Genomic DNA, 21680 nt, shown 5'->3' on the forward strand with positions numbered 1-21680 from the left:
GATGAACATTCCAAAGCGCCAGCCGCATTATGGATCAGACATGAGGGAGGTTTTATATGGACATTCAACTGATCCTGAATGAGCTTTATGAAGCAGGCGTGCTTGAAAGCCATGTTCAAAAGCTCAAACCGCTGACCGGCGGAACCTCGAGCGAGGTAGTAGCTGTCATGGATGGAACCCATCCGCGATATGTAATCAAGCAAAATGATCCCGCAATGATAGAAGCCGAAGCGGAATTTTTACATACCTATGCACAGATTGAGAAGCTATCGCGTTTGGTTTATGTAGATTCGTTGCATCGTTATCTGGTATATACGTTCAAGCCAGGATTCGCCGGGCAATATCGTAAAACAAATAAAGCTGATTTGCTGCTCAGTCTGGCGACCGAGGTCATTGCACATTACAAGCCGCTTGAAGCGGAACGCCATTACGGCTATCCAGATCATCCGTTTATGAAATGGAGAGATTTTCTGCTGTACAGAACGAAGGAGTCCGAAGAAATCATACAGGACGTTTTACCCCAAGAGGATCATCGTTTTGTTCAAGCACTAGTGGCCGGAATGCCGCCAAGGAATATGAAGTATTTGCTTCATGGCGACCTCGGAGTACATAATTTTGTGTTTGCTGAAAATGGTACGTTGACGGGTATTATTGATCCTGATCCAGTGGTCGCGATTTTCTCCTTTCCTTTTACCATATTACTCCAACGATTAAGGAAAATGCCGAGATTTATATGATGCTGGCAGGTGGCTCGCTGTTTCTGGAAGCGCTCATGCTAACCGCTGGTCCAGTGATTCGCTCGCATGGTTATACCAAGGATACGATGATCGTGGGCATTGGTATGAATATTTTACACGTTGTGGGGAATGCACTGCTCATTTACGGTTGGTTAGGTCTGCCGCAAATGGGAGTGGCGGGAGCGGCCATTTCAACGGTAGTTAGCCGCGTTGTAGCATGCGTCTGGATTTTTACACTGCTGTACAAACGTGTAAGTGCGCCGATTCGCCTCCGGTATTATGTACAGCTTCAATGGAGCAAGCTGGTGGCGATCCTGAAGATCGGTATCCCGGCAGGGTTGGAATGGTTGTCCTATCAGCTTAGTCAAATGATGGTGACCCGATTTGTCAGCTTTATGGGTACAACGGCGATTGCCACTCATTTTTATACGAATACGATTGTATACTTTTTTATGGTATTCGGAATGGCGGTAGGCGAAGGGACGGAAATTATTGTTGCCCGTCTGATTGGAGCAGGAGACAAGGAAAAGGCGTATCATCAACTTTTGCGAAGCCTGAAATGGTCTTTGGTTATTACGGTTGCCGTAATCGTAGCCGTTTCCTTTTTCCGATATGAAGTGATGGCGATTTTTACGGATGAGCCAGCAATCATCCAATTGGGGGCAGCGATTTTGCTGTTCTGTATATTGCTGGAGCGGGGGCGTGTGTTCAATCACGTGGTCATTAACTCCTTGCGGGCAGCGGGAGATGTTCAGTTCCCGTTAATGATGGCCATGATCTCAATGTGGGGGATTAAAATCCCGCTGGCATATGTACTGGGCATTCATATGGGATATGGCGTGCTGGGGGTATGGATTGCCCATGCCTGCGATGAATGGGTACGAGGTATTTTTCATTATTTACGCTGGAAAGGTCGGAAATGGCAGTACAAATCGCTGTTATCTAAGGCTGAACTTCAGGCGGAATCGGTGTCAGGCTGACGGAAATTCCAGAAAGGCATCCTATAAAAGATAGTCTACAACAGACATTCTCCAGTAAAATGGTGGGGGATGTCTGTTTTTTACAAAAATAAGCAAAATGGGGATGTCCAAACTTTTCAAAAATTGCTATAATATAGTAACCTCGAACGATACACTTCGTAGAGGGCTTCAAAGTTTCATAGACGGATGGTTTCCGATTGTATCCATGGAGGAGGGAATAGGATGGAACGTAAAGTGCATATCATTCCTTACCAAGTGATCAAGCAGGAGCAACAAGTGAATGAAATACCGCGGGGTGTAGAGCTGATTCAGGCTCCTGCGGTATGGAACCAGACTCGAGGCCAAGGAGTAAAGGTGGCAGTGCTGGACACGGGCTGTGATTCGGACCATCCTGATTTGAAGGATCGCATTATTGGCGGCCGGAATTTCACGGATGATGATGAAGGTGATCCGGAGATCTTCAAGGATTACAACGGTCACGGTACGCATGTGGCAGGAACCATCGCAGCAGCGGAAAATGAGCATGGTGTCGTGGGTGTCGCCCCTGAGGCGGATCTGCTCATTATCAAAGTGCTGAACAAGCAGGGCTCAGGCCAATATGACTGGATTATTCAAGGCATCTATTATGCGATTGAGCAAAAGGCAGATATCATCTCGATGTCGCTTGGCGGACCTGAGGATGTGCCTGAGCTGCATGAAGCGGTGCAAAAGGCAGTGGCCAGCCAAATTCTGGTCATCTGTGCAGCTGGAAATGAGGGAGACGGTGACGATAGAACGGACGAGCTTGGCTATCCCGGCTGCTACAATGAAGTGATCAGCGTAGGCGCAGTAAACTTTGACAGACATGCCTCGGAATTCAGCAACTCTAATAATGAGGTGGATTTGGTTGCACCAGGTGAGGGTATATTGTCCACCGTTCCGGGCGGCAAATATGCGACCTTTAGCGGAACCTCGATGGCTACCCCGCACGTAGCAGGTGCTTTGGCATTGATTAAGCAGCTGGCAAATGCGAGCTTTGAGCGTAATCTCACCGAACCGGAGCTGTACGCACAGCTCATCAAACGCACGATTCCACTCGGCAATTCCCCTAAGCTGGAAGGCAACGGTCTATTGTACCTGACAGCCGTGGAGGAGCTTTCCCGTATTTTCGGTGCACAGCGTGTAGCAGGAATACTGAGTGCAGGATCGTTTAAGGTTAAATAAGCCGTAACAACGGATTTATAGCGGCTCTCCTAAATGGAGAGTCGTTTTTTGTACTTCAGTTCTTTGAAAGCCTTCGTTTACATTGTATTCAAATGTCAGGTAACATGTACCTCAAGGATATAGACGAAAAAAAGAGGTGGAGGTTCAGCAAGGATCATATTATTGCAAAAGCCAGCGAGCTAAAACGTACAGGACAGGCAGAGGAAGCGCGTGAGCTTCTATTGAAGGCACTGGAACAGGAGCCAAATGCTGCAGAGCTATGGTATCAGACAGCTTGGACGCATGATGCTTTAGGTCTGGAGAGGGAAGCGGTCTCTTTTTATGAAAAAAGTCTAGGGTTGACGTTGTCCGCAGAATCAAGGAAAGGAGCTATTCTGGGGTTAGGCAGTACATATCGTGTACTGGGAGAGTACGCCAAAGCGAAAGCTTGGTTGGAAACCGGAGTGGCCGAATTTCCAGATTACAGGCCGTTTCGGGTATTTTATGCGATGGTGTTATATAATCTGGGTGAATACGGAAAAGCCATGGAGGGACTGCTCATGGAGCTGGCTGAAACGACCTCCGACTTATCAACACAAGGATACTCCCGCGCAATTCAATATTATGCAGATAAGCTGGACCAGATCGAGGCATAAGGGAGTCCGAGTTAGGAGCAAACAGCCGAGTGAGGGCAAAGTAGTATCGTGTATATATATGTACAAAAAAAAGATCACAGTCGGAAAGCCGCAAGCTTCTCTCCCTGACTGTGATCTTTTAGTGTCTACCTATAGGAGCCTTGATAAGTCATATGCTGCGATTATTGCGCACCCTCGGTAACAGCGATTTCCTTATCCAGGTTTTCTCTGGACAGGTTGGCGGCCAAGTAATCCGGTGTATCGGGTAGCACGAGATGCAGATTGGATTTTTGACAAAGGCGGATGGTGCACTTTTCGGCGATTAAATCAAAAACGTGACCGCCTCCGGTGCGTTCATCGTTAATAAAATGCAGGTGAAATCCAGCTACACCGATACCTTGGGCATAGGCAGGTGTCCAGAAGCCTGTGACCACGCCGGAAGTCTCATTAAAAGTAAAGGTAGGCTGTGACTTGGTTGCTTCAATAAAAGGCTTATAGGGCTTCACTTGGTGAGGCACGGTCCGTGTCTTTACTTCACGGAAGGTGCCATCTAGACGGAAGGCGTAGAATAAATTGCGGCTTGGAAACAGTTTGAGCAACAAGGCTTCCAATTCATCACGACGCATGGGACGATCAATAGTATATGTGAAATCTTCACGAAAAAAGGTGACTGTGGAAAAAGGAGTGGTCTCTTCCGGTTTTACACGATGGGCCGTACCGTCTGGAAGCAAGTGATAAAATTCACCATCAAACGCGATCATTTCACCATTGAGTTGATCAAAGGTGCCGAGCCCGAAATCCCCGTGCTTTTGCAATTCCTTGAAGGCAACGACCCCATCATAAAGACCATCTAATAATGCAAGCATGGTGGATGTCTGGTAAATATCATGCTCAGTTTCTTCCTTGTTTTCCAGTTCCGCAACGGTCATGGCAATACACTTCCTTTTGTGATTTTATTCATTTATTTTCTTTTCTTTTCAATAATAAACGTAAATTCTCTGTAAATAACATGAACAACTCAAAAAAAGCATAAAAAAACGATAAATTCCTTAATTGTCACGAAGCTGTTACGACTGAGCAACAGTTAAGGCTAGTTTAATTGATTCGGAAGCAGTTTACGTCCCAGCTGGATATTATCCTGATAATCAATCGGAATATCGACGACTACGGGACCCTCGGAAAGGAGTGCCTGCTGCAGCACACTTTCCAGTTCATCTGGACCATGTACACGCAATCCGGTTGCCCCAAAGCTTTCAGCATATTTCACAATATCTACATTTCCGAATTCTACACCGGAAGTTCTGCCGTATTTAATCTTTTGCTGAAAAGCGACCATGTCGTAGGTTCCATCTCTCCATACGATATGCACGAGTGGGGAGTTGAGACGTACGGCGGTTTCGAGCTCCATGGATGAAAAAAGAAATCCTCCATCACCAGAAATAGAAACGACCTTTTGACCAGGATTGACAAGTGTGGCAGCTATCCCCCAGGGCAGAGCTACACCTAATGTCTGCATCCCGTTGCTGAACAGAAGGCGACGCGGCTCATAGGAACGGAAGTATCGGGCCATCCAAATATAGTGTGAGCCCACATCACAGGTGACCGTAACGTTATCATCAATCAGGCTGCGTAATGTACGAATGAATTGCAATGGATGAATCAGATAGTTGTGTTTGCGTGCAGGAATCTCAGCCTGGTCATTCAAATCCTGGCGAAGGCGGTTCATTTGAGCGCATGAGGCCTCTGGCAGCTTTAATGTAGGTATTTCCTCTGCGAGGCTACTTACGATCAGGGCTATATTACCGATGAGCTCGTAGTCCGGCTGATAATCATGGTCGATATCTGCTTGATGATCATCCAGGTGAATAAGAGTTCGATTTGCAGGAACGTTCCAGTTTTTTGGATCGTATTCAATTGGATCATAACCAATTGTCAGTACCAGATCTGCGGCCGCAAGAAGCATGTCACCCGGTTGGTTGTGGAACAGACCCACTCTTCCGAAATAGTGGCTTTCCAGCTCACGAGAGATGGCTCCAGCGGCCTGAAAGGTTTCGACTACAGGCAAATCTGTATTTCGAATGAGTGCGCGAATGGCTGCTGTGGCTGCGGGAGTGCTGGCTTTCATACCGAGGAGAAGTACGGGCAGCTTAGCTTTTTTAATTTGGCCTGCGACTTGTTTGATTAGTCCGGCTGGTGCAATACCAAGTTGTGGACGGGAAAGCTTTTCAATCGCTGTTACTTCGGATGACGAAGTCAACACGTCCTGCGGCAGACTGACAAAGGTTGCTCCAGGCTGGGCTGAGGTCGCAATCCGAAATGCGTTGGTAATAGCTTCCGGTACATTATCAGGATGTTCTACTTCGACGCTGTATTTGGTGATGGGTTCGAATAGTCCGGCATTATCCATAGATTGATGTGTGCGTTTCAAGCCTTCGGATCTTGGGACTGCACCAGCCAAAGCAACGACGGGATCACTTTCCGCATTAGCGGTGACAAGTCCTGTCGCCAAATTCGATGCGCCGGGACCAGAGGTAACAAGGCATACGCCTGGTTTTCCGGTTAAGCGACCGACCGCTGCTGCCATAAAGGCGGCGTTTTGTTCATGGCGGCATATGATCAATTCTGGACCGCGATCTTGAAGAACGTCAAAAACGGAATCAATCTTGGCACCCGGAATGCCAAAAATGTGCGTTACGCCTTGCTTGATCAAACAATCGACAACAAGGTCAGCTCCTTTTGTATTGGTTTTTGTTTGGACATCTTGCACTTTTGTACTCAATGCAGTCACCTCTTCTTTTGTCTTTGAAATATATGAAATACTTTCAATGTAAAACAATGGTTGCATATTACAATTATAATGCAATAACTGGTATTTTCAAGAGAGAAATTTTCTGAAAATTGCCAAAAAATGATGAAATCGTTTTCGAAACGTCGTTTCAAAGGATTTCAAATAATGCGTTACGCTTTGTAGCAGAAAGAGTTTTTTATTTAGGTGAAGGATGAAGGGGGGCTGTTTATTTTTTGTCATTCCACATGATAAAAATCACTTTCCTCTACAAAGGATAGCGGTTACAATGTAATTGTTGTTAACGTAAACATTAAATTTGAGGTGAAACGATCCAGGGCGCTATGACAAGCAAGAATCGTAATATAGCTTCATCATTCTGTATAATAACGTGACCTGTTAATTTATTCAGAATGCTATTGCTAAATAATAGGTAGAGTGAAGAATAAATTGTTAACGTTAACAATTTAGTTGGAAAGATGACCATAGAAGGGATGAGAGAGTCGTGACTAAAGCATTTTTAGATGAAAACTTTTTGTTAAGCAATCCTACAGCTGAAATTTTGTATCATCAGTATGCCAAGGATATGCCGATTATCGACTATCATTGTCATTTAAGTCCACAGGAAATTTACGAAAATAAAAAATTCAAGAATATTACGGAAGCTTGGCTGTACGGAGATCATTACAAGTGGAGACTTATGCGGGCCAATGGGGTAGAGGAACGCCTGATTACGGGGGATGCTGAAGATTATGACAAGTTTTTGGCCTGGGCCAAAACTGTACCTACACTGATCGGTAATCCACTGTATCATTGGACACATTTGGAGCTTCAACGCTTTTTCGGTGTCTATGAACTGTTAAATGAACAGAACGCGCCTTTGATCTGGGAGAAAATAAACCAACAGCTGCAGGGAAAGGGCTTTGGGGCACGTGATCTGATTATGAATTCGAAGGTAACTGTTGTGTGCACCACAGATGATCCAACGGACCATCTTGAATACCATAAGCAAATCAGCAAGCTGAGCGATTTCCCAGTAGCTGTACTGCCAAGCTTCCGCCCAGACAAAGCACTGGAAATTAATCGTGAAACCTTCCAGCCTTGGGTGGCCCGGTTGGGCGAGGTTAGCGGTCTGAATGTTTCCGGCTTTGAAGGATTTTTGAATGCGCTGGCAAGCCGGGTTCGCCATTTCCACGCTGCTGGAGGACGGGTATCCGATCATGCGCTGGATACAGTAGTCTACGAGGAAGCGACACGGGAAGAAGCGGCAGCCATATTCAACAAGGCGCTGACGGAAGGTCGTGTGACCCCGTTAGAGGAGGCAAAATACAAATCATACGTGCTGGTATTCCTCGGGAAGCAGTATGCAGAGCTGGGCTGGGCCATGCAGTACCATATTCACGCGCCGCGCAACAATAACACCGCGATGTTCCGTCGTTTGGGACCGGATACCGGCTATGATGCCGTAAATGACGGCTCCATCGCTCGTTCGCTGGCGGCATTGCTGGACGCACAGGAGCTGGCAGGAGGGTTGCCGCGAACGATTTTGTACTCGCTTAATTCGGGTGATTATCCCGTGCTGGCAAGTCTCGCGGGCTGCTTCCAATCCGGTGGAAGCGTGGGGAAAATTCAGTTTGGCACTGCATGGTGGTTTAATGACCATATCGAAGGCATGCAGGAGCAGATGAAACTGCTGGCCAACCACGGGGTGCTGTCCCGTTTTATCGGGATGCTAACGGATTCTCGCAGCTTCCTGTCCTACACACGCCACGAATACTTCCGACGTATACTCTGTGATCTGATCGGAACGTGGGTTCAGGAGGGCAAGGCTCCTGAAGATATGGAGCTGCTCGGAGGCATGGTACAAAATATTTGCTACAATAACGCCGAGCAATATTTTAATTTCCCTACTGTTGTTCATAGCAAGTGACACTGTTAAGCCAAGGTAATAGCTTACAAACTTCATAAAAAAGTGCTCTTGCCAGGAAGCTGTATCCAAAGACCTGGTAAGAGCGATTAACAACAGGATAAATATCAAACAACCATGTGAATTAAATCACAAATAAAGAGGAGTGAGTAGGTATGGGAGTGCCTATCGTACAGGAGAGCGTCCTAGCTGACAACAAGACTGGCGAGCACATTAGCCTGAAAGAAAAGATTTCTTACGGTATGGGTGATTTTGGGAACGGATTCATGTTTGATTTGGGGCAGTTGTATCTACTGAAATTTTTTACGGATGTAGCAGGTGTTTCAGCCGCAGCAGCAGCAGGCTTTTTTTTGGTCAGCAAGCTGTTTGCCGCTGTATGTGATCCGGTTGTCGGGTCCTTTGTTGATTATCGCAAGCATATCGGTTCACGTGGAAAATTCAGACCTTTTCTCATCATTGGAAGCGTTATCCTTGCGATTCTTACGATTCTCACCTTTGTTTCGCCCAATATTTCACCTACAGGCAAACTTATTTACGCTTATGCGTCCTATATGATCTGGGGAATTGGCTATTCTATTGTCAATATTCCATATGGCTCACTGGGTGCGGCCATTACGCAGGATACCATTCAGCGGGCCTCCTTGTCTTCTTTCCGTTAGGCGGGCTCACTGGGCGCATTATTTGTAACCAGTGTCATTGTCATGCCGCTGATTTTGCTGTTTCCCAACCATCATGTTGGATATCCGGTTGTGATGGGAATTATGTCACTCATTGGTGTGATCGCTTTCATCATTTGTTATCGAGGAACGAAAGAACGCATTATTAGTCAGTCCGGACCAAAAGAAAAGCTATCTATAGGCGTTATCGTACACACCTTTACGAATAACAAGCCTTTGCTGGTACTCGTTTTAATGACGATTTTCACCATATCCGCGTACAATATCAAGTCCGCACTGCTGATCTATTTTGCTGAATATAATTTGGGGCATGTAGAGTTAATGTCTTATATGAATTTTATTATTATCGGCTCGTCGTTGCTGGGTGTGTTATTCCTGCCCAAGCTGGTGCGGCGTTTTGGTAAACGGAAAACAGCTATATTCGGGATGCTGGTCAGTGTCATCGCCGACTCCGTGAACTTTTTTATGCCTTCAAATGTATATATTTTTACAATTCTGGCCAGTATTTCGTTCATTGGTATTAGTATTCCTAACGGAGTTACCTGGGCATTTGTCTCCGATATCATTGATTACGGCGAATGGTCATCCGGAGAGCGGAAGGAAGGGATTACGTATTCACTTTTTAACTTTTCGCGCAAGCTGGCTCAATCCTTGTCCGGCTTTCTATCGGGTATTGGGCTGGCGCTAGTTGGATATGTACCGAATGTGGTTCAGTCTTCTGGAACATTGGTCGGGATCAAGGCCTTGCTTTGTCTCTATCCGGCTGTTGCCCTGGCTTTGGACATGCTGGTTATCGGTAAGATGTATAAGCTGACTGACAGCAGACATGCAGAAATGGTTCAAGACTTACAGCGTCGACATGCGGAAAACCGCGTATAATTTGTGAAAGTCTTCTTTTCCGGGCGGCTCCTGTGGTATGGTGAGTATATAATTTTTTTAGAGTCTCACTAAAGAAAGGATACGTATATGGCAGCTACCATTAAAGACATTGCCAAATTGGCTAATGTTTCCCATACAACCGTCTCCCGGGCGCTTAACAATAGTCCGCTGATTAAAGAAGATACGAAACGCAAAATTATGGAATTGGCAGAGCAATTGAATTACATTCCAAACTTTAACGCGAAGAGCCTTGTTCTCCAGCGCTCGCATACGATAGGCTTGTTTTTTACCAGTATTTCAGAAGGCACCAGTTCCAGCTTCTTTGCGGATACCATCCGTGGAGTGAATCATGTTATCGGGGTGGATTACAATTTGTTTGTGCGGGGCATTGACGACTACACCGACTTTTCGGCTATTCATCGCAAGCGATTTGATGGCATCATTCTGATGAGTCAAAGCGAAGCGGACAACCCGTTTATTTATCATGTGCTTGGTCAGGGCATCCCGCTTGTTGTGCTGAACCGGCAGGTGTCTGGAGCTGGCATCGTGAACGTGATTTCCAATGATAAGGAAGGGTCCTATGCGGCGGTTTCCTTTCTCATCGAAAGTGGACATGAACGTATTGCGATCATTGAAGGGGTGGAAGGCTTCAAGTCTACCCAGCAACGCCGCGAGGGTTTTATGAATGCGCTGATTGATAAGGGTAAGCCGATTCGACACGAATACATCGTACAGGGTCATTATGATACCGAAAGCGGAAGCCAGGCGATGAAGCGGCTGCTTTCCTTGCAGGAGCCGCCGACCGCGGTATTTTGCTCGAACGATGATATGGCCATCGGGGCGATGAACGCCGTATTTGAGTACGGCTTGAAGGTACCTGAGGATGTATCTGTTATTGGCTTTGACGATATTGGTTTCTCTATGTATACGACCCCGCCGTTAACGACCGTCAAAAGGCCGATCGAACAGATTAGCGAACGCGGAGCTGAGTGCATTCTCGAGCGGATTCAGTCGCCGTCGAATGAGGGTGAGCTTATATTTATGGAGACTACGCTTATGAAGCGGAAATCAACAGCAGAGAGATTACGCTGAGTATCGTTTTTGAATCCAGGCAGGGCAAAAGGGGCAGGTTCAGTGCATCAAGCGCTGTTCCCGCCCCTTTTTTTGTTGACATCGTGCTGCTTTGCCGGTATTTAACGTAAGAGATTGGTTTTCGCAAGTTCAATAATCTCGTCACCGCGTCCGTTCAGCACTGCTTTCATCATCCACAGTGTAAAGCCTTGTGCTTGTTTTAGATTAATTTTAGGCGGCATGGATAGCTCCTGACGGTTCACCACCACATCCACCACCACAGGGTCATCATAGGCTAATGCTTGCTGAATGGCATCCTCCAGCATGGATGGATCTTCAACTCGAATGCCCATGAGTCCCATGGCTTGCGCTACAGCGCCAAAATCAGGGTTAATCAACTCGGTGCCACTTTCCAGGAACCCAGCCGCTTTCATTTCCAGCTCGACAAAGCCAAGAGCACCATTATTGAATACAATGACTTTTACAGGCAATTGATGCTGCTTTAGGGTAAGCAGATCGCCCATCAGCATCGTGAGTCCGCCATCGCCCGACAGGGAAATAACCTGCCGACCAGGCTCAGTGGCCTGTGCACCGATCGCTTGCGGCAATGCGTTTGCCATCGTACCGTGGTTGAAGGAACCGATCAGCCGCCGTTGGCCGTTCATCTGCAAATAACGTGCTGCCCACACCGTGGGTGTACCGACATCACAGGTAAAAATGGCATTTTCCTGAGCGGCATCACTAATGACTCTGGTGAGGTATTGCGGATGGATCGGTGTATGGCCTGGTTTACCAGCCGCCAGTTCATCCAGCTCCCGACGGACCTTGGTATAGTGTGAAACGGCTTTTTCCAGATGCCTGGACTCATGCTCCGTCGTTAAATGAGGAAGCAGCATCTCTAGTGTTGCTTTGACATCCCCGCATAAACCATAGGTTAAAGCAGTGCGTCTGCCAAGGTGGGCGGGCTCTATATCTACCTGCAGTATAATCGCATTTTCGGGATAAAATTGTCTGTAAGGAAAATCAGTTCCGAGCATGAGCAGGACGTCACAATCCATCATCGCATGGTACCCGGAGGAATATCCGATCAGCCCGGTCAAGCCTGCATAATAAGGATTGTTATATTCGAGGTATTCCTTGCCCCGCAAAGCGGATACCATAGGTGATTGTAGCTTGTCGCACAGCTGCATGAGCAATTCGTGAGATTGTGAACAGCCGGCCCCGCAGAGTAAAGTAATTCGTTTGCCTTTATTCAAATACTCGGCCAGCCGGGAAATTTCGGAAGGTGATGGATGCACAACAGGTGCAGTGGGATGGTAGACATGTTCGGGTACAGGTACCTTTTCCGCCTCCAAGGCTGCTACATCACCAGGAAGAACAATGACGGATACACCTGAACGTGAAACTGCCTGTTGAAGGGCCATGGTCACGATTCTTGGAACTTGCCGTGGTGTCGTAATCACCTCACAGAAGTGGCTGCATTCTCCGAAAAGATGCTCGGGATGTGTAGCCTGAAAGTATTCGCTTCCGATCTCGTCGCTTGGAATATGGGCTGCAATAGCGAGTACAGGTACCCGATTGCGGTGGCAATCATATAATCCGTTAATCAGATGCAGGTTTCCGGGACCACTGCTTCCGGTACATACAGCAATGCTTCCACTAAGGTTAGCATCCGCTCCGGCTGCAAAGGCAGCGACCTCTTCGTGCCTTACATGAATCCATTCAATTTGACCATTACTGCGGATGGAATCAACCATATTATTTAAAGAATCTCCAACGATGCCATAAATTCGTTTGATTCCTGCGTTGACCAAAACTTGTACGATGGTATCTGCGATTGTCTTCATAGAAGTTCCTCCTGCTCAGCTTTTGTCTAGCCAGCTATTGTCTAGTAAGTAACGTTATCCTGCCCGTGCCTTTTTGTATTTATTCTGCTGAAATGTATATCAGGACAAGCTCGCGGGAGAGGGGATAGTTAGCCTTAACCGTCTTATATCAGTGTGAAACAGCAGAAGGGAGGGCTGGACTGATGTTTGTTGTATAATCATGTATGTTAACGTGTTCATATTATTGTCACACGTAAGGTGCGTATTTTGAATGGGGCGCATACGGCGCTTACACCTGTCGCTTATTTATATGGCCTGGATACGGTGGGGCAGGCGGTCGAGCATGATGTTATGGGCGCTTTTATCCAAGCGCTGATTCGAGAAGAAATTATTCCGACACTGGACTCTCCGGAAGCGGAATTGAATCTATATGCCGACGATGTTATTGAACGTTTCCGTAATCCATATGTAAATCATTATGTCATGAGCATCGCTCTGAATTCGGTGTCCAAGTTCAAGACACGGAACTTGCCGTCCTTGCTACAGTATGTGAAGCAGCATAAGGCACTGCCTGCCAAAATGGTATTTTCGCTGGCGTCCCTGCTCGTATTTTACCGGGGAGACAGAAACGGTGAGCCAATCGCCCTGGCAGACGAAGCGGAAGTATTGGGTGCGTTTGGTGAGCTGTGGAGTAGATATGACGGAAGCCTTGCCGAAGCGCAGCAATTAACTGAACAGGTACTTGGCAAGCAGGCATGGTGGGGGCAAGACCTGAACCAGGTCGAAAGGCTGACTGAACAGACGGCACAGCACGTGTATGAAATGACAAGCAGAGGAATAAAGGAGACGCTGGAATCTCTAACCGGGAACGGCGTGCCTAGAGCATAAGCAAGGAGGAAACCGGAATGCTGGAATTCATTCAAATACATGATCAAGACAACGTGGCTGTCGTTCTGCGTGATTATAAGCGGGGAGAGACACTGGCGTGGGGAGAACAAGAAGATCAGCGCGTAGAGCTGTCCGACGATGTTGCGCGCGGGCATAAAATTGCGCTACAGAACATATCTGAAGGTGAGCATGTCCTGAAATACGGATATCCCATCGGTCATGCCACTCAGCCCATTCAGGCCGGGCAGCATGTGCACACGCATAATACGAAGACAAATCTGACAGGCGTCGAGGAATATACCTACAATCCTAAGCCAGCGCCCCTTTTATATGAACAGGAGAACCGGACGTTTCAAGGCTTTCGCCGTAAAGACGGTCGTGTGGGGATTCGCAATGAGTTGTGGATTGTCCCAACGGTCGGTTGTGTGAACGGGATTGCCGAGCTTATTTTGAACCGCTTCAAGCAGGAAGTGGGCGATATTTCGCCTTTTGAAAATGCACTTGTGCTCAAGCATAACTACGGTTGTTCTCAGCTTGGGGATGATCATGCCTATACACGAACAATTTTAGTTGATGCCGTGAAGCACGCGAACGCAGGCGGTGTACTTGTGCTTGGTTTGGGCTGTGAGAACAACGAGATGAAGGAATTCAAGGAAGCTATCAGTGAATATGATACGGAGCGGATAAAGTTTTTGCTGTCTCAGGAAGTATCGGATGAGGTGGAGGAAGGGGTACGGCTGCTGCATGGAATTTTTGCGGCTGTCCAAGAGGATCGGCGTGAGCCTGTGCCTTTATCCGAGCTGAATATTGGCTTGAAATGCGGCGGCTCTGACGGCCTGTCAGGCATTACTGCCAATCCACTGCTCGGACGATTGTCGGATTATATGGCAGCGCAGGGTGGAACAACGGTGCTGACTGAGGTGCCTGAAATGTTCGGTGCAGAGACCATTTTAATGGAGCGTGCCGCCGATGAGCAAGTATTCGGGAAGATTGTACATCTGATTAACGATTTTAAGCAATATTTTCTGGATTACAAGCAGCCAGTATACGAAAATCCGTCACCGGGGAATAAAGCAGGAGGCATCACGACACTAGAGGATAAATCACTGGGCTGTACGCAAAAATCCGGGTCCTCTACGGTCACCGATGTTATTCAATACGGGGAGCGTCTCAAGACCAAAGGACTCAACCTGCTCAGCGCACCGGGGAACGATCTGGTTGCTTCTTCGGCACTCGCAGCAGCGGGCTGCCAGCTCGTTATTTTCACAACCGGACGCGGCACGCCTTTTGGCTCCTTTGTTCCGACGATGAAGGTATCGACCAACTCACCTCTCTATCAGGCTAAGCCCCATTGGATCGACTACAACGCCGGTTCGTTGGTGGAGGATGTCAGTATGGAAGATGCGCTCCGCAACTTTGTGGGATTATATTGTCGATGTAGCCAGCGGAACCTGGGTGAATAATGAGAAAAAAAATTTCAGGGAGCTTGCTATTTTTAAAAACGGCGTTACGTTATAGAAGCTTGGAACACATCGGGAGGCGGAATTTATTCCGCTTCCTTTTTACGCTGTATATCTCTAAAGAGGTGTGCTAGACTTTAGGGGAAACACGCCGAATCGCGTTAGAATAGGAGGGAATACAGTGCAAAATGCAATTATAGCTTATCGTGAAGAAAATCATGATCAGCTCGTAGATATTTGGCACCGGGCTGTACGCCGGACACACACCTTTTTAGAGGAAGAGGATATCCAATTTTATCATCATATCGTGCGCAATGGCGCCCTTAGAGAAGTCGAAATTTGGATGGCATGGAATGAAAGTCAAGGTCCAACAGGGTTTATCGGGCTGGACGGGTCCCAAATAGAGATGCTATTTGTCGATCCTGAGTTGCATGGGCAGGGCATAGGCAGTCGGCTCATCCAGCATGCCGGGAAAATAAAAGGTACACACCTCAAAGTGGACGTAAATGAGCAAAATGAGAAAGCACATGCATTTTACAAGCATCTCGGCTTTGTCCAAACAGGACGATCCGAACTGGATGGATCAGGTCGGGCATTTCCTTTGCTTCATATGGAGTGGAACCAGTAAACGAAGGATATCCGCCCCCATGTTCATAACTGGAATATATTATCATAATTTTGTTGCCACACATTTGATTTTATGATATAACTTAATTACGTAATAAATACGTAATTAAGTTATATTTCAGATGGAACGTAGATCATGCTTTTGTTTGATGAGTACTAAAAGTCGGACAAGGAGGTGGGGAGGGTGGATGATCTCGTTCACTCCCATATCACAGATCTGGACACACTTGTTAACATGATTAAGCTGTCATTTTCATTTGCAGACGGAGCTGACATGATTGCTTTATGTGATCATCTGTATAACCAGGCCAGCCAAAAGTATCAGGAGCTGCAGCTTTATAAAGCGCGCAAGAAGCCTGTACAACTCATACATAACAAACGGCCGCTAGTATATTATTACGGCTACAGTCATCTTATGAAAGGCATGGCCTTCCAAAAACAGGGCAATTATGAAGCCGCCCGCGATTGTATCGAAAAATATGCGGAATTGGGCTGGTTTAATGGGCTTGATCCGTATGGTGAAGCAGAGGTCGAATATTATCGGCATGCCGCCAGAGCCAATCTGTATGCCCTGGATATTTTGTCCGGTCATTCTGAAGCGCTAGAGGATTACGTCCAATTTCTTCGAGACAATCCGGAAGAGCTGTTACCGGGGCTTCTTTCCATCGTAGAGGGAGCGTACAGGTATGACTACCCTTTAGAGGATATACTTCAATCATTTGCCGAACAAATTGATGATTTCAAATATTTTGAAGAGCCTGTAAACGTATCTTATTATTTTCGCTTCTGCTATCAACTGGCTCTCTACTATATCAAGCAGCAACAGGTTACAGCCGCATTGGATTATATTCTGCAACCCCTCATGCTGTCAGATACCCTGGGTATGGAACATGAGCATGAGTTTAGAAAATGCACCGCTATATTTGAGGTTTTCCGAACCCAAGCTACAGCAACACAGCAAGACCAATATATAACTATTCTAAAAGGAGTGTTAAAGGATGAAAAAATTGATTTCACGGCCGCTGTCGCTCAGTCTGTTTAGCTTGCTGGTGTTTGTTACAAGTCATGACCTCATCTCGGTATTTTATCATGGAGCCAATCATTAGCAGTTGACGTAAGGTATACCAAATAGCAAGCAAGCTCATTATGATCAGGGCTTACTTGCTATTTGGCGTTTATTTAAGCCGTTGTAGACTTATGCAGGAGACCCTGTTCTGAGGGGTGCAATGAAATCCGCGTTTGTTGGTAAGCTGGGAATGTTTCTTCTGTACGATATGTCCCAATTTTTAGTGCTGCATCCAGTGCTCGCAATAAGGAGCCTATGAACTGCTCTGGAGAAAAGAAAATACTTTTCCCGACCATATGGATGTGAAGCTCGTTATGGTCACGGTTGCTCACAGACAGCAATATTCCTTTTCCCTGAAAGCCGGTACCGATTACTCGTACCTTGTTTATACCCGAGAGCAGCATTTCTGTTTTCACCGCACGTCCCTGCTCCTCCACAAACACAGAAATCAGTCGCTTGTCCGTAACGATAACAATTTGATTACCGCGAAATGTATGGGTTAGATGTACAAAATCTTTATACACTCCAATCGGTTGTTCCTGCGGAGAAATCATCCCCATCCGTACAAACCCATCCAGTTCGGCGGCATCCGGCTCCTGATGATTTTTAATCCGTTTCTTAATACTGAACTGAATCGTCAGAATAGCAAGGATGACTATGAGAAAAGAGGTTGGCCGGGTGTCGAACACAAAGATCATCAAGATGATAAAGGCACCCGCCAGCCACTGCGCCCAAGTGAGATAACGAAGCTTCTGTTGAACTGTACAGCGATAATAACCATAGCCTTTTCCCGGCTGATACTCCTTGGTGAACTTTGACATACCACGCATCAGTGTTAAAGCATAGATCCCTAGAACTGTCATTCCCAGCGAGAGGAGCGTCAGAAGCCATTCTTGAGCTGCAACGCCAACCAAGGTGCACAGACCAAACATAATGATCGCCAGCCAGCAAACAACCTTTTTGAATCGCATCTTTTTTTGAATCGAACGAACTAATTCTTCCATTTTGTAATCCTCCTGATTTAGGTACATAGGTAATGATTGGAATATCATATAGTCTTATCGTATCATTCGATAGTCTTTTTCGTAAATTCATTCAGACGATATTATATTTATGAATATTTAGTGTCCAAGTCGTGTTTTTTAACAACATGGTTCTGAAAATGGAAGGGATCATAAAGTAGCAGTTTTGAGTGAGGAATTAAGCGGTAATGGGAAGTAAGGGTGGAGAAAACTTCACTGCCTTTTTACCCTTATCCTGATATAATGAGTGAAAGTATAACCATGTCCTTCAATCAGAAAGTTTGTACACATATCAGATGAATCGCCAAACGGAAGGGGAGAGCATATGGTTATTTATGAAACGGACCAAGCTTATGTAATGACGACGCAGCATGACCATGCCCACATTTCAGGTGAGCTGGCTTCACAATGGGAAGAGAATGCCTTTAAGAATCGACGGCATAAGCAGGATTTTGTATATGCAGCTAAGGAGCATGACCGAGGTTGGATGAAGTTAGACGCTGCTCCTTTCTGGAATGATCATGTATCTGCACCTTATACATTTATTGATTTTCCACTCAGTCCTCGTTTTGTGTTTTATCATTTGGGGATTGATGAAGTGGAGCAAGTGAATTCGTATGCGGCGCTGCTGTGCAGCTTGATGTACAAGGAGCTGGTCGGACGGATTGAGTATGGAAATACTCAGGACAAGCAGATTACGCGTGCTTATCAGGAGGAGGAGGAACAGCGTCGACACAGGCTCAAACAGGAGCTGGCAGGCGGCGTTACCTTCGAACATCAGGTGCGTACAGATGTGCGCAGAATGTTGTTCTGCGATGAATTGAGTCTGTTTCTGTGCAGCCGGCAGCCAGGGACACCTGCGGCAGATTATGAGTGGTTTGCTGATGGTTTGAGTTTCCCGACTGTACGACATGAAGGCGGGCGGGTTCGGGCCGAATGGTTATCAGATCAGACGGTGGGTCTTTCCTATTTTCCTTTTAAAGGGAAGGTGGGGATTACTCATACCTTTAAGCAGGTGGACAAAGAGCAAATTCATACTTCAGGTCTTCTGCAAGCCTACCGTTCCTCCGAATGGAGGCATCGAACCTTTACCGTTGAACATATCATGGAAGTAGAAAAACACAAGGAGAATGCCTGACCGTCTTCCGATACGGCTCTGGACAGCCCAAAGCCTCCCTGAATAAATCTACTCAGAGAGGCTCACTTTTCTTGCTTTAAAGCTTTAAGATTTTGTAGATGTTTTTGCGCGGCTGACGAATGTCTGTACCTTGTTCAGCATCTTATCGCGTGCCCCTTTATTTCTCATCAGATACGTAACACCCATTCCCAATGCGGCTATCACCCATTTTTTATTTTTCATGAATAACACCTCCTTAATGATCATGCTGTTATAACACCAACGATGTAAATGAATCCAAAATGTGAATTGATGAACTAGATTTTACGATTTAGTGCTTCCTTGCGCTCATTCCGCATAACTATGATTTTACCCTTTCCATGAAATCTTACCCGCTCCATCGGCAATGAAACGATTATGAGTGTCTATTCACGTTTAATGGATATTATCAAAATATCCAGCCGCAATTGCTTCAGACGTACCTGACAGGGAGGTCTTTGTGATGAGAAAGAAGGAAGTGGTGGCCATGCTGCTTGCCGGCGGACAGGGCAAAAGACTCAAAGGACTGACCCGGACACTTGCCAAACCGGCTGTATTTTTTGGAGGAACCTACCGCATCATTGATTTCCCCCTTAGTAATTGCGCCCATTCTGGTATTGACACAGTAGGTGTATTAACCCAGTACGAACCGTTGGTGCTTCATTCGTACATCGGCGTAGGCAGTGACTGGGATTTGGATCGCCTGGATGGAGGAGTTTTTGTGTTGCCCCCGCATGAAAAAGAAGACGGGAATAATTGGTATAGAGGTACTGCGGATGCGATTTACCGTAACCTGCATTTTTTGGATCAATATGACCCGGAGCACGTACTGATTTTGTCAGGGGATCACATCTATAAAATGGACTACAGTCTCATGCTTGACTTTCACAAGGAAAAGGGAGCAGATTGCACGATTTCTGTCATCGACGTCACGATTCAGGAAGCCAAACGATTCGGGATACTAAACGCGGACGATGACCTGAAAATATACGACTTTGAGGAGAAGCCGGAACAGCCGAAAAGTACATTGGCCTCGATGGGCATTTATTTGTTCAAATGGGAGGTACTGCGTCGCTATCTGCTGGAAAGTGCAAGCGATTCTGAATCCTCGCATGATTTTGGCAAGGATATCATTCCGATGCTGCTCCAGCATGGGCGGTCGCTGTATGCATATCCGTTTGTCGGCTACTGGAAGGATGTGGGTACGATTCAGAGCTTGTGGGAGGCTAACATGGATCTTCTGGCTCAGGACCCGCCATTGGATTTGAATGACACTTTCTGGCGTATCTATACTCGCAGTCCCAATCAACCGGCTCAGTACATCACCCAGCGAGCGGTGCTGAAAAACAGCATCGTAAATGAAGGCTGCATGGTGGATGGAGAAGTAAGGCATTCTGTGCTGTTCTATGGGGTCGAAGTAGGCAGGGACAGCGTTATTACCGAGTCTGTCATTATGCCGAATGTAAAAATTGGACGCAATGTACGCATTCACCGGGCTATCGTGAACGAAAACGTCATTATTGATGACAATACGGTCATTGGATCTGAGGATAGCTCGAATGAGGTTATTTTGTTCGATCAGGAAAGCAAGCTTCATGCACGAATATAACCCGGATAAGGACGGTGTCCGCTATGAGCCGACTCATTGGAGTGATCAACCTGGATCACGAATTGGATCAGTTGAAGGAGTTGACCTATTTCCGGTGCGGGGCCGCAGTTCCCTTTGCCAGTCGATACCGGCTCATTGATTTTACCTTATCCAACATGATGCATGCAGAGGTGTATGATATTGCATTGTTCATCCGCCGCAAATACCGTTCGCTGCTGGATCATCTGGGCGAAGGACGGCCTTGGGATTTGGACCGCAGACGAGGAGGGCTGTTTATTTTGCCGCCGGACTGGAATGATCCGACAGATGGTTCACGCGGGGATTTGCAGCATGTGCACAACAACCTGGACTTTTTTCATCGCTCAGCCGGGCAGACTGTTATACACGCAGGAACGCAGCATGTCAACAAGGTTAATATTGAGGATGTACATCGTTATCATCGGGAAAAGAATGCAGACGTTACCCTCGTCTACAAAGCTACAGAGCAGCTCGAAGCTGAGCATGCGTCTTGCGTGCGGTTGGAGATTGCCGAGGACGGACGAGTGACCGGCATTCATCAGGAGCAGGATCATCATAATATTTATCTGGAAATGTTCGTGATGGACAAAAGCTTGTATCTGGATCAAGTGAAGCATTGCATCGCCCATCAGGATAGCCACTTCTTCCGGGATGCGATCCAGAAAAACCCAAGTGGACTACGCATTTATGCATATCCCTATGAAGGATATCATGCGGTCATTAATTCCGTCGAGAGTTACTATAAAAATAGCATGAAGCTGCTGGATCAGCAGCAGTATCAAGCACTGTTCCAGGATCAGCTGGTGCATACCAAAATCAAGTATGAGGCCCCGACCCGCTATACGCAGAGCGCCGAGGTGGATCATTCACTTGTCGCCAATGGCTGCACGATTGGGGGCAGGGTTGAGAACAGCATTCTTTTTCGCGGGGTACGGATAGAGGAAGGCGCGCGGGTAAGCAACTCGATTATTATGCAAAAATGCACGATTCGTAAGGGTGCAATTGTCCAGAATGTCATTTTGGATAAGGATGTGCAGCTTTCACCGGAACGGACTCTGATTGGAGACAGTAAGGTTCCTTATGTCATTGCCAAGAACAGCGTCATTTAGAAGACATAGAGTGCATTTAAAACCGA

16 protein-coding genes and 3 pseudogenes are annotated in these 21680 nt (G+C 46.6%); 14 read left to right on the forward strand and 5 right to left on the reverse strand.

Translation table 11 applies throughout. From position 1 onward, the window contains the following. Nucleotides 1-56 precede the first annotated feature (56 nt). The 4 genes from L693_RS0111760 (at nt 57) to L693_RS0111775 (ending at nt 3555) form a co-directional block, all read left to right on the forward strand. Nucleotides 57-737: an aminoglycoside phosphotransferase family protein gene (locus tag L693_RS0111760; RefSeq protein WP_025717405.1), complete on the forward strand. Its 681-nt coding sequence runs from the start codon at nt 57-59 to the stop codon at nt 735-737. After that, on the forward strand, nt 734-1717 hold the full coding sequence (locus L693_RS0111765; RefSeq protein WP_025717406.1) for an MATE family efflux transporter: 984 nt from the start codon (nt 734-736) through the stop codon (nt 1715-1717). Before L693_RS0111760 ends, L693_RS0111765 begins: the two co-directional genes overlap by 4 nt. 222 nt (nt 1718-1939) lie before the next feature. After that, nucleotides 1940-2920: a S8 family peptidase gene (locus L693_RS0111770; protein WP_025717407.1), complete on the forward strand. Its 981-nt coding sequence runs from the start codon at nt 1940-1942 to the stop codon at nt 2918-2920. A 92-nt stretch (nt 2921-3012) separates the two neighbouring features. Beyond that, complete coding sequence (locus tag L693_RS0111775) at nt 3013-3555, forward strand: tetratricopeptide repeat protein (protein ID WP_442950176.1); 543 nt, start codon at nt 3013-3015, stop codon at nt 3553-3555. 161 nt (nt 3556-3716) lie between these two features. Here the strand turns inward: L693_RS0111775 and budA are convergent, their stop codons facing one another. Together budA and alsS are read right to left on the reverse strand one after the other, a co-directional pair. Next, a complete protein-coding gene (budA, locus tag L693_RS0111780; protein WP_025717409.1) occupies nt 3717-4463 on the reverse strand; it encodes an acetolactate decarboxylase in 747 nt (248 codons plus the stop codon). Nucleotides 4464-4624: 161 nt separating this feature from the next. Beyond that, entirely contained in the window at nt 4625-6322 is a 1698-nt protein-coding gene (gene alsS / locus L693_RS0111785; protein ID WP_197029900.1) for an acetolactate synthase AlsS, read from the reverse strand. 502 nt (nt 6323-6824) lie between these two features. On the opposite strand from alsS, the gene uxaC reads away from it, so the two are divergent. From uxaC to L693_RS0111800, 3 genes and pseudogenes are all read left to right on the forward strand, one after another. Further along, entirely contained in the window at nt 6825-8249 is a 1425-nt protein-coding gene (gene uxaC / locus L693_RS0111790) for a glucuronate isomerase (protein WP_025717411.1), read from the forward strand. 152 nt (nt 8250-8401) lie between these two features. Continuing rightward, nucleotides 8402-9802: pseudogene (locus L693_RS0111795) on the forward strand (glycoside-pentoside-hexuronide (GPH):cation symporter). An 87-nt stretch (nt 9803-9889) separates the two neighbouring features. Then, nucleotides 9890-10894 carry a LacI family DNA-binding transcriptional regulator gene (locus L693_RS0111800; protein WP_025717412.1) on the forward strand — a complete coding sequence of 335 codons (1005 nt, stop codon included), beginning with the start codon at nt 9890-9892 and terminating at the stop codon, nt 10892-10894. Nucleotides 10895-10995: 101 nt separating this feature from the next. Here L693_RS0111800 and poxB read toward each other — a convergent pair whose 3' ends face one another. Continuing rightward, entirely contained in the window at nt 10996-12720 is a 1725-nt protein-coding gene (gene poxB, locus L693_RS0111805) for a ubiquinone-dependent pyruvate dehydrogenase (protein WP_025717413.1), read from the reverse strand. Nucleotides 12721-12948: 228 nt separating this feature from the next. On the opposite strand from poxB, the pseudogene L693_RS0111810 reads away from it, so the two are divergent. The 4 genes and pseudogenes from L693_RS0111810 to L693_RS0111825 form a co-directional block, all read left to right on the forward strand. Then, nucleotides 12949-13587 (forward strand): annotated as a pseudogene (locus L693_RS0111810) (tagaturonate reductase); the annotation flags it as partial. A gap of 17 nt (nt 13588-13604) precedes the next feature. Next, a pseudogene (locus L693_RS0111815) lies at nt 13605-15105 on the forward strand (UxaA family hydrolase). Between the two features lie 123 nt (nt 15106-15228). After that, a complete protein-coding gene (locus L693_RS0111820) occupies nt 15229-15675 on the forward strand; it encodes an acetyltransferase (protein ID WP_025717415.1) in 447 nt (148 codons plus the stop codon). A gap of 183 nt (nt 15676-15858) precedes the next feature. Next, the gene (locus L693_RS0111825; RefSeq protein WP_025717416.1) at nt 15859-16716 is read left to right on the forward strand and encodes a hypothetical protein; all 858 of its coding nucleotides are present in this window, start codon (nt 15859-15861) and stop codon (nt 16714-16716) included. A gap of 137 nt (nt 16717-16853) precedes the next feature. On the opposite strand, the gene L693_RS0111830 is transcribed toward L693_RS0111825, so the two are convergent. After that, nucleotides 16854-17744, reverse strand: coding sequence for a hypothetical protein (locus L693_RS0111830; RefSeq protein WP_025717417.1), 891 nt, complete (start codon nt 17742-17744; stop codon nt 16854-16856). A 343-nt stretch (nt 17745-18087) separates the two neighbouring features. On the opposite strand from L693_RS0111830, the gene L693_RS0111835 reads away from it, so the two are divergent. Next, nucleotides 18088-18900: a DUF3891 family protein gene (locus tag L693_RS0111835; protein ID WP_025717418.1), complete on the forward strand. Its 813-nt coding sequence runs from the start codon at nt 18088-18090 to the stop codon at nt 18898-18900. A gap of 84 nt (nt 18901-18984) precedes the next feature. Here the strand turns inward: L693_RS0111835 and L693_RS30600 are convergent, their stop codons facing one another. Next, nucleotides 18985-19122, reverse strand: coding sequence for a hypothetical protein (locus L693_RS30600; protein ID WP_167518742.1), 138 nt, complete (start codon nt 19120-19122; stop codon nt 18985-18987). 259 nt (nt 19123-19381) lie between these two features. On the opposite strand from L693_RS30600, the gene L693_RS0111845 reads away from it, so the two are divergent. Together L693_RS0111845 and glgD are read left to right on the forward strand one after the other, a co-directional pair. Next, nucleotides 19382-20527 (forward strand): glucose-1-phosphate adenylyltransferase, encoded by a 1146-nt coding sequence (locus L693_RS0111845; protein ID WP_025717419.1) that lies wholly within the window; start codon nt 19382-19384, stop codon nt 20525-20527. Nucleotides 20528-20550: 23 nt separating this feature from the next. Next, a complete protein-coding gene (glgD, locus tag L693_RS0111850; RefSeq protein WP_025717420.1) occupies nt 20551-21654 on the forward strand; it encodes a glucose-1-phosphate adenylyltransferase subunit GlgD in 1104 nt (367 codons plus the stop codon). Nucleotides 21655-21680: the final 26 nt, after the last annotated feature.

Source organism: Paenibacillus sp. 1-18, from assembly GCF_000520755.1.
In the GTDB taxonomy this organism is placed as follows: domain Bacteria; phylum Bacillota; class Bacilli; order Paenibacillales; family Paenibacillaceae; genus Paenibacillus; species Paenibacillus brasilensis.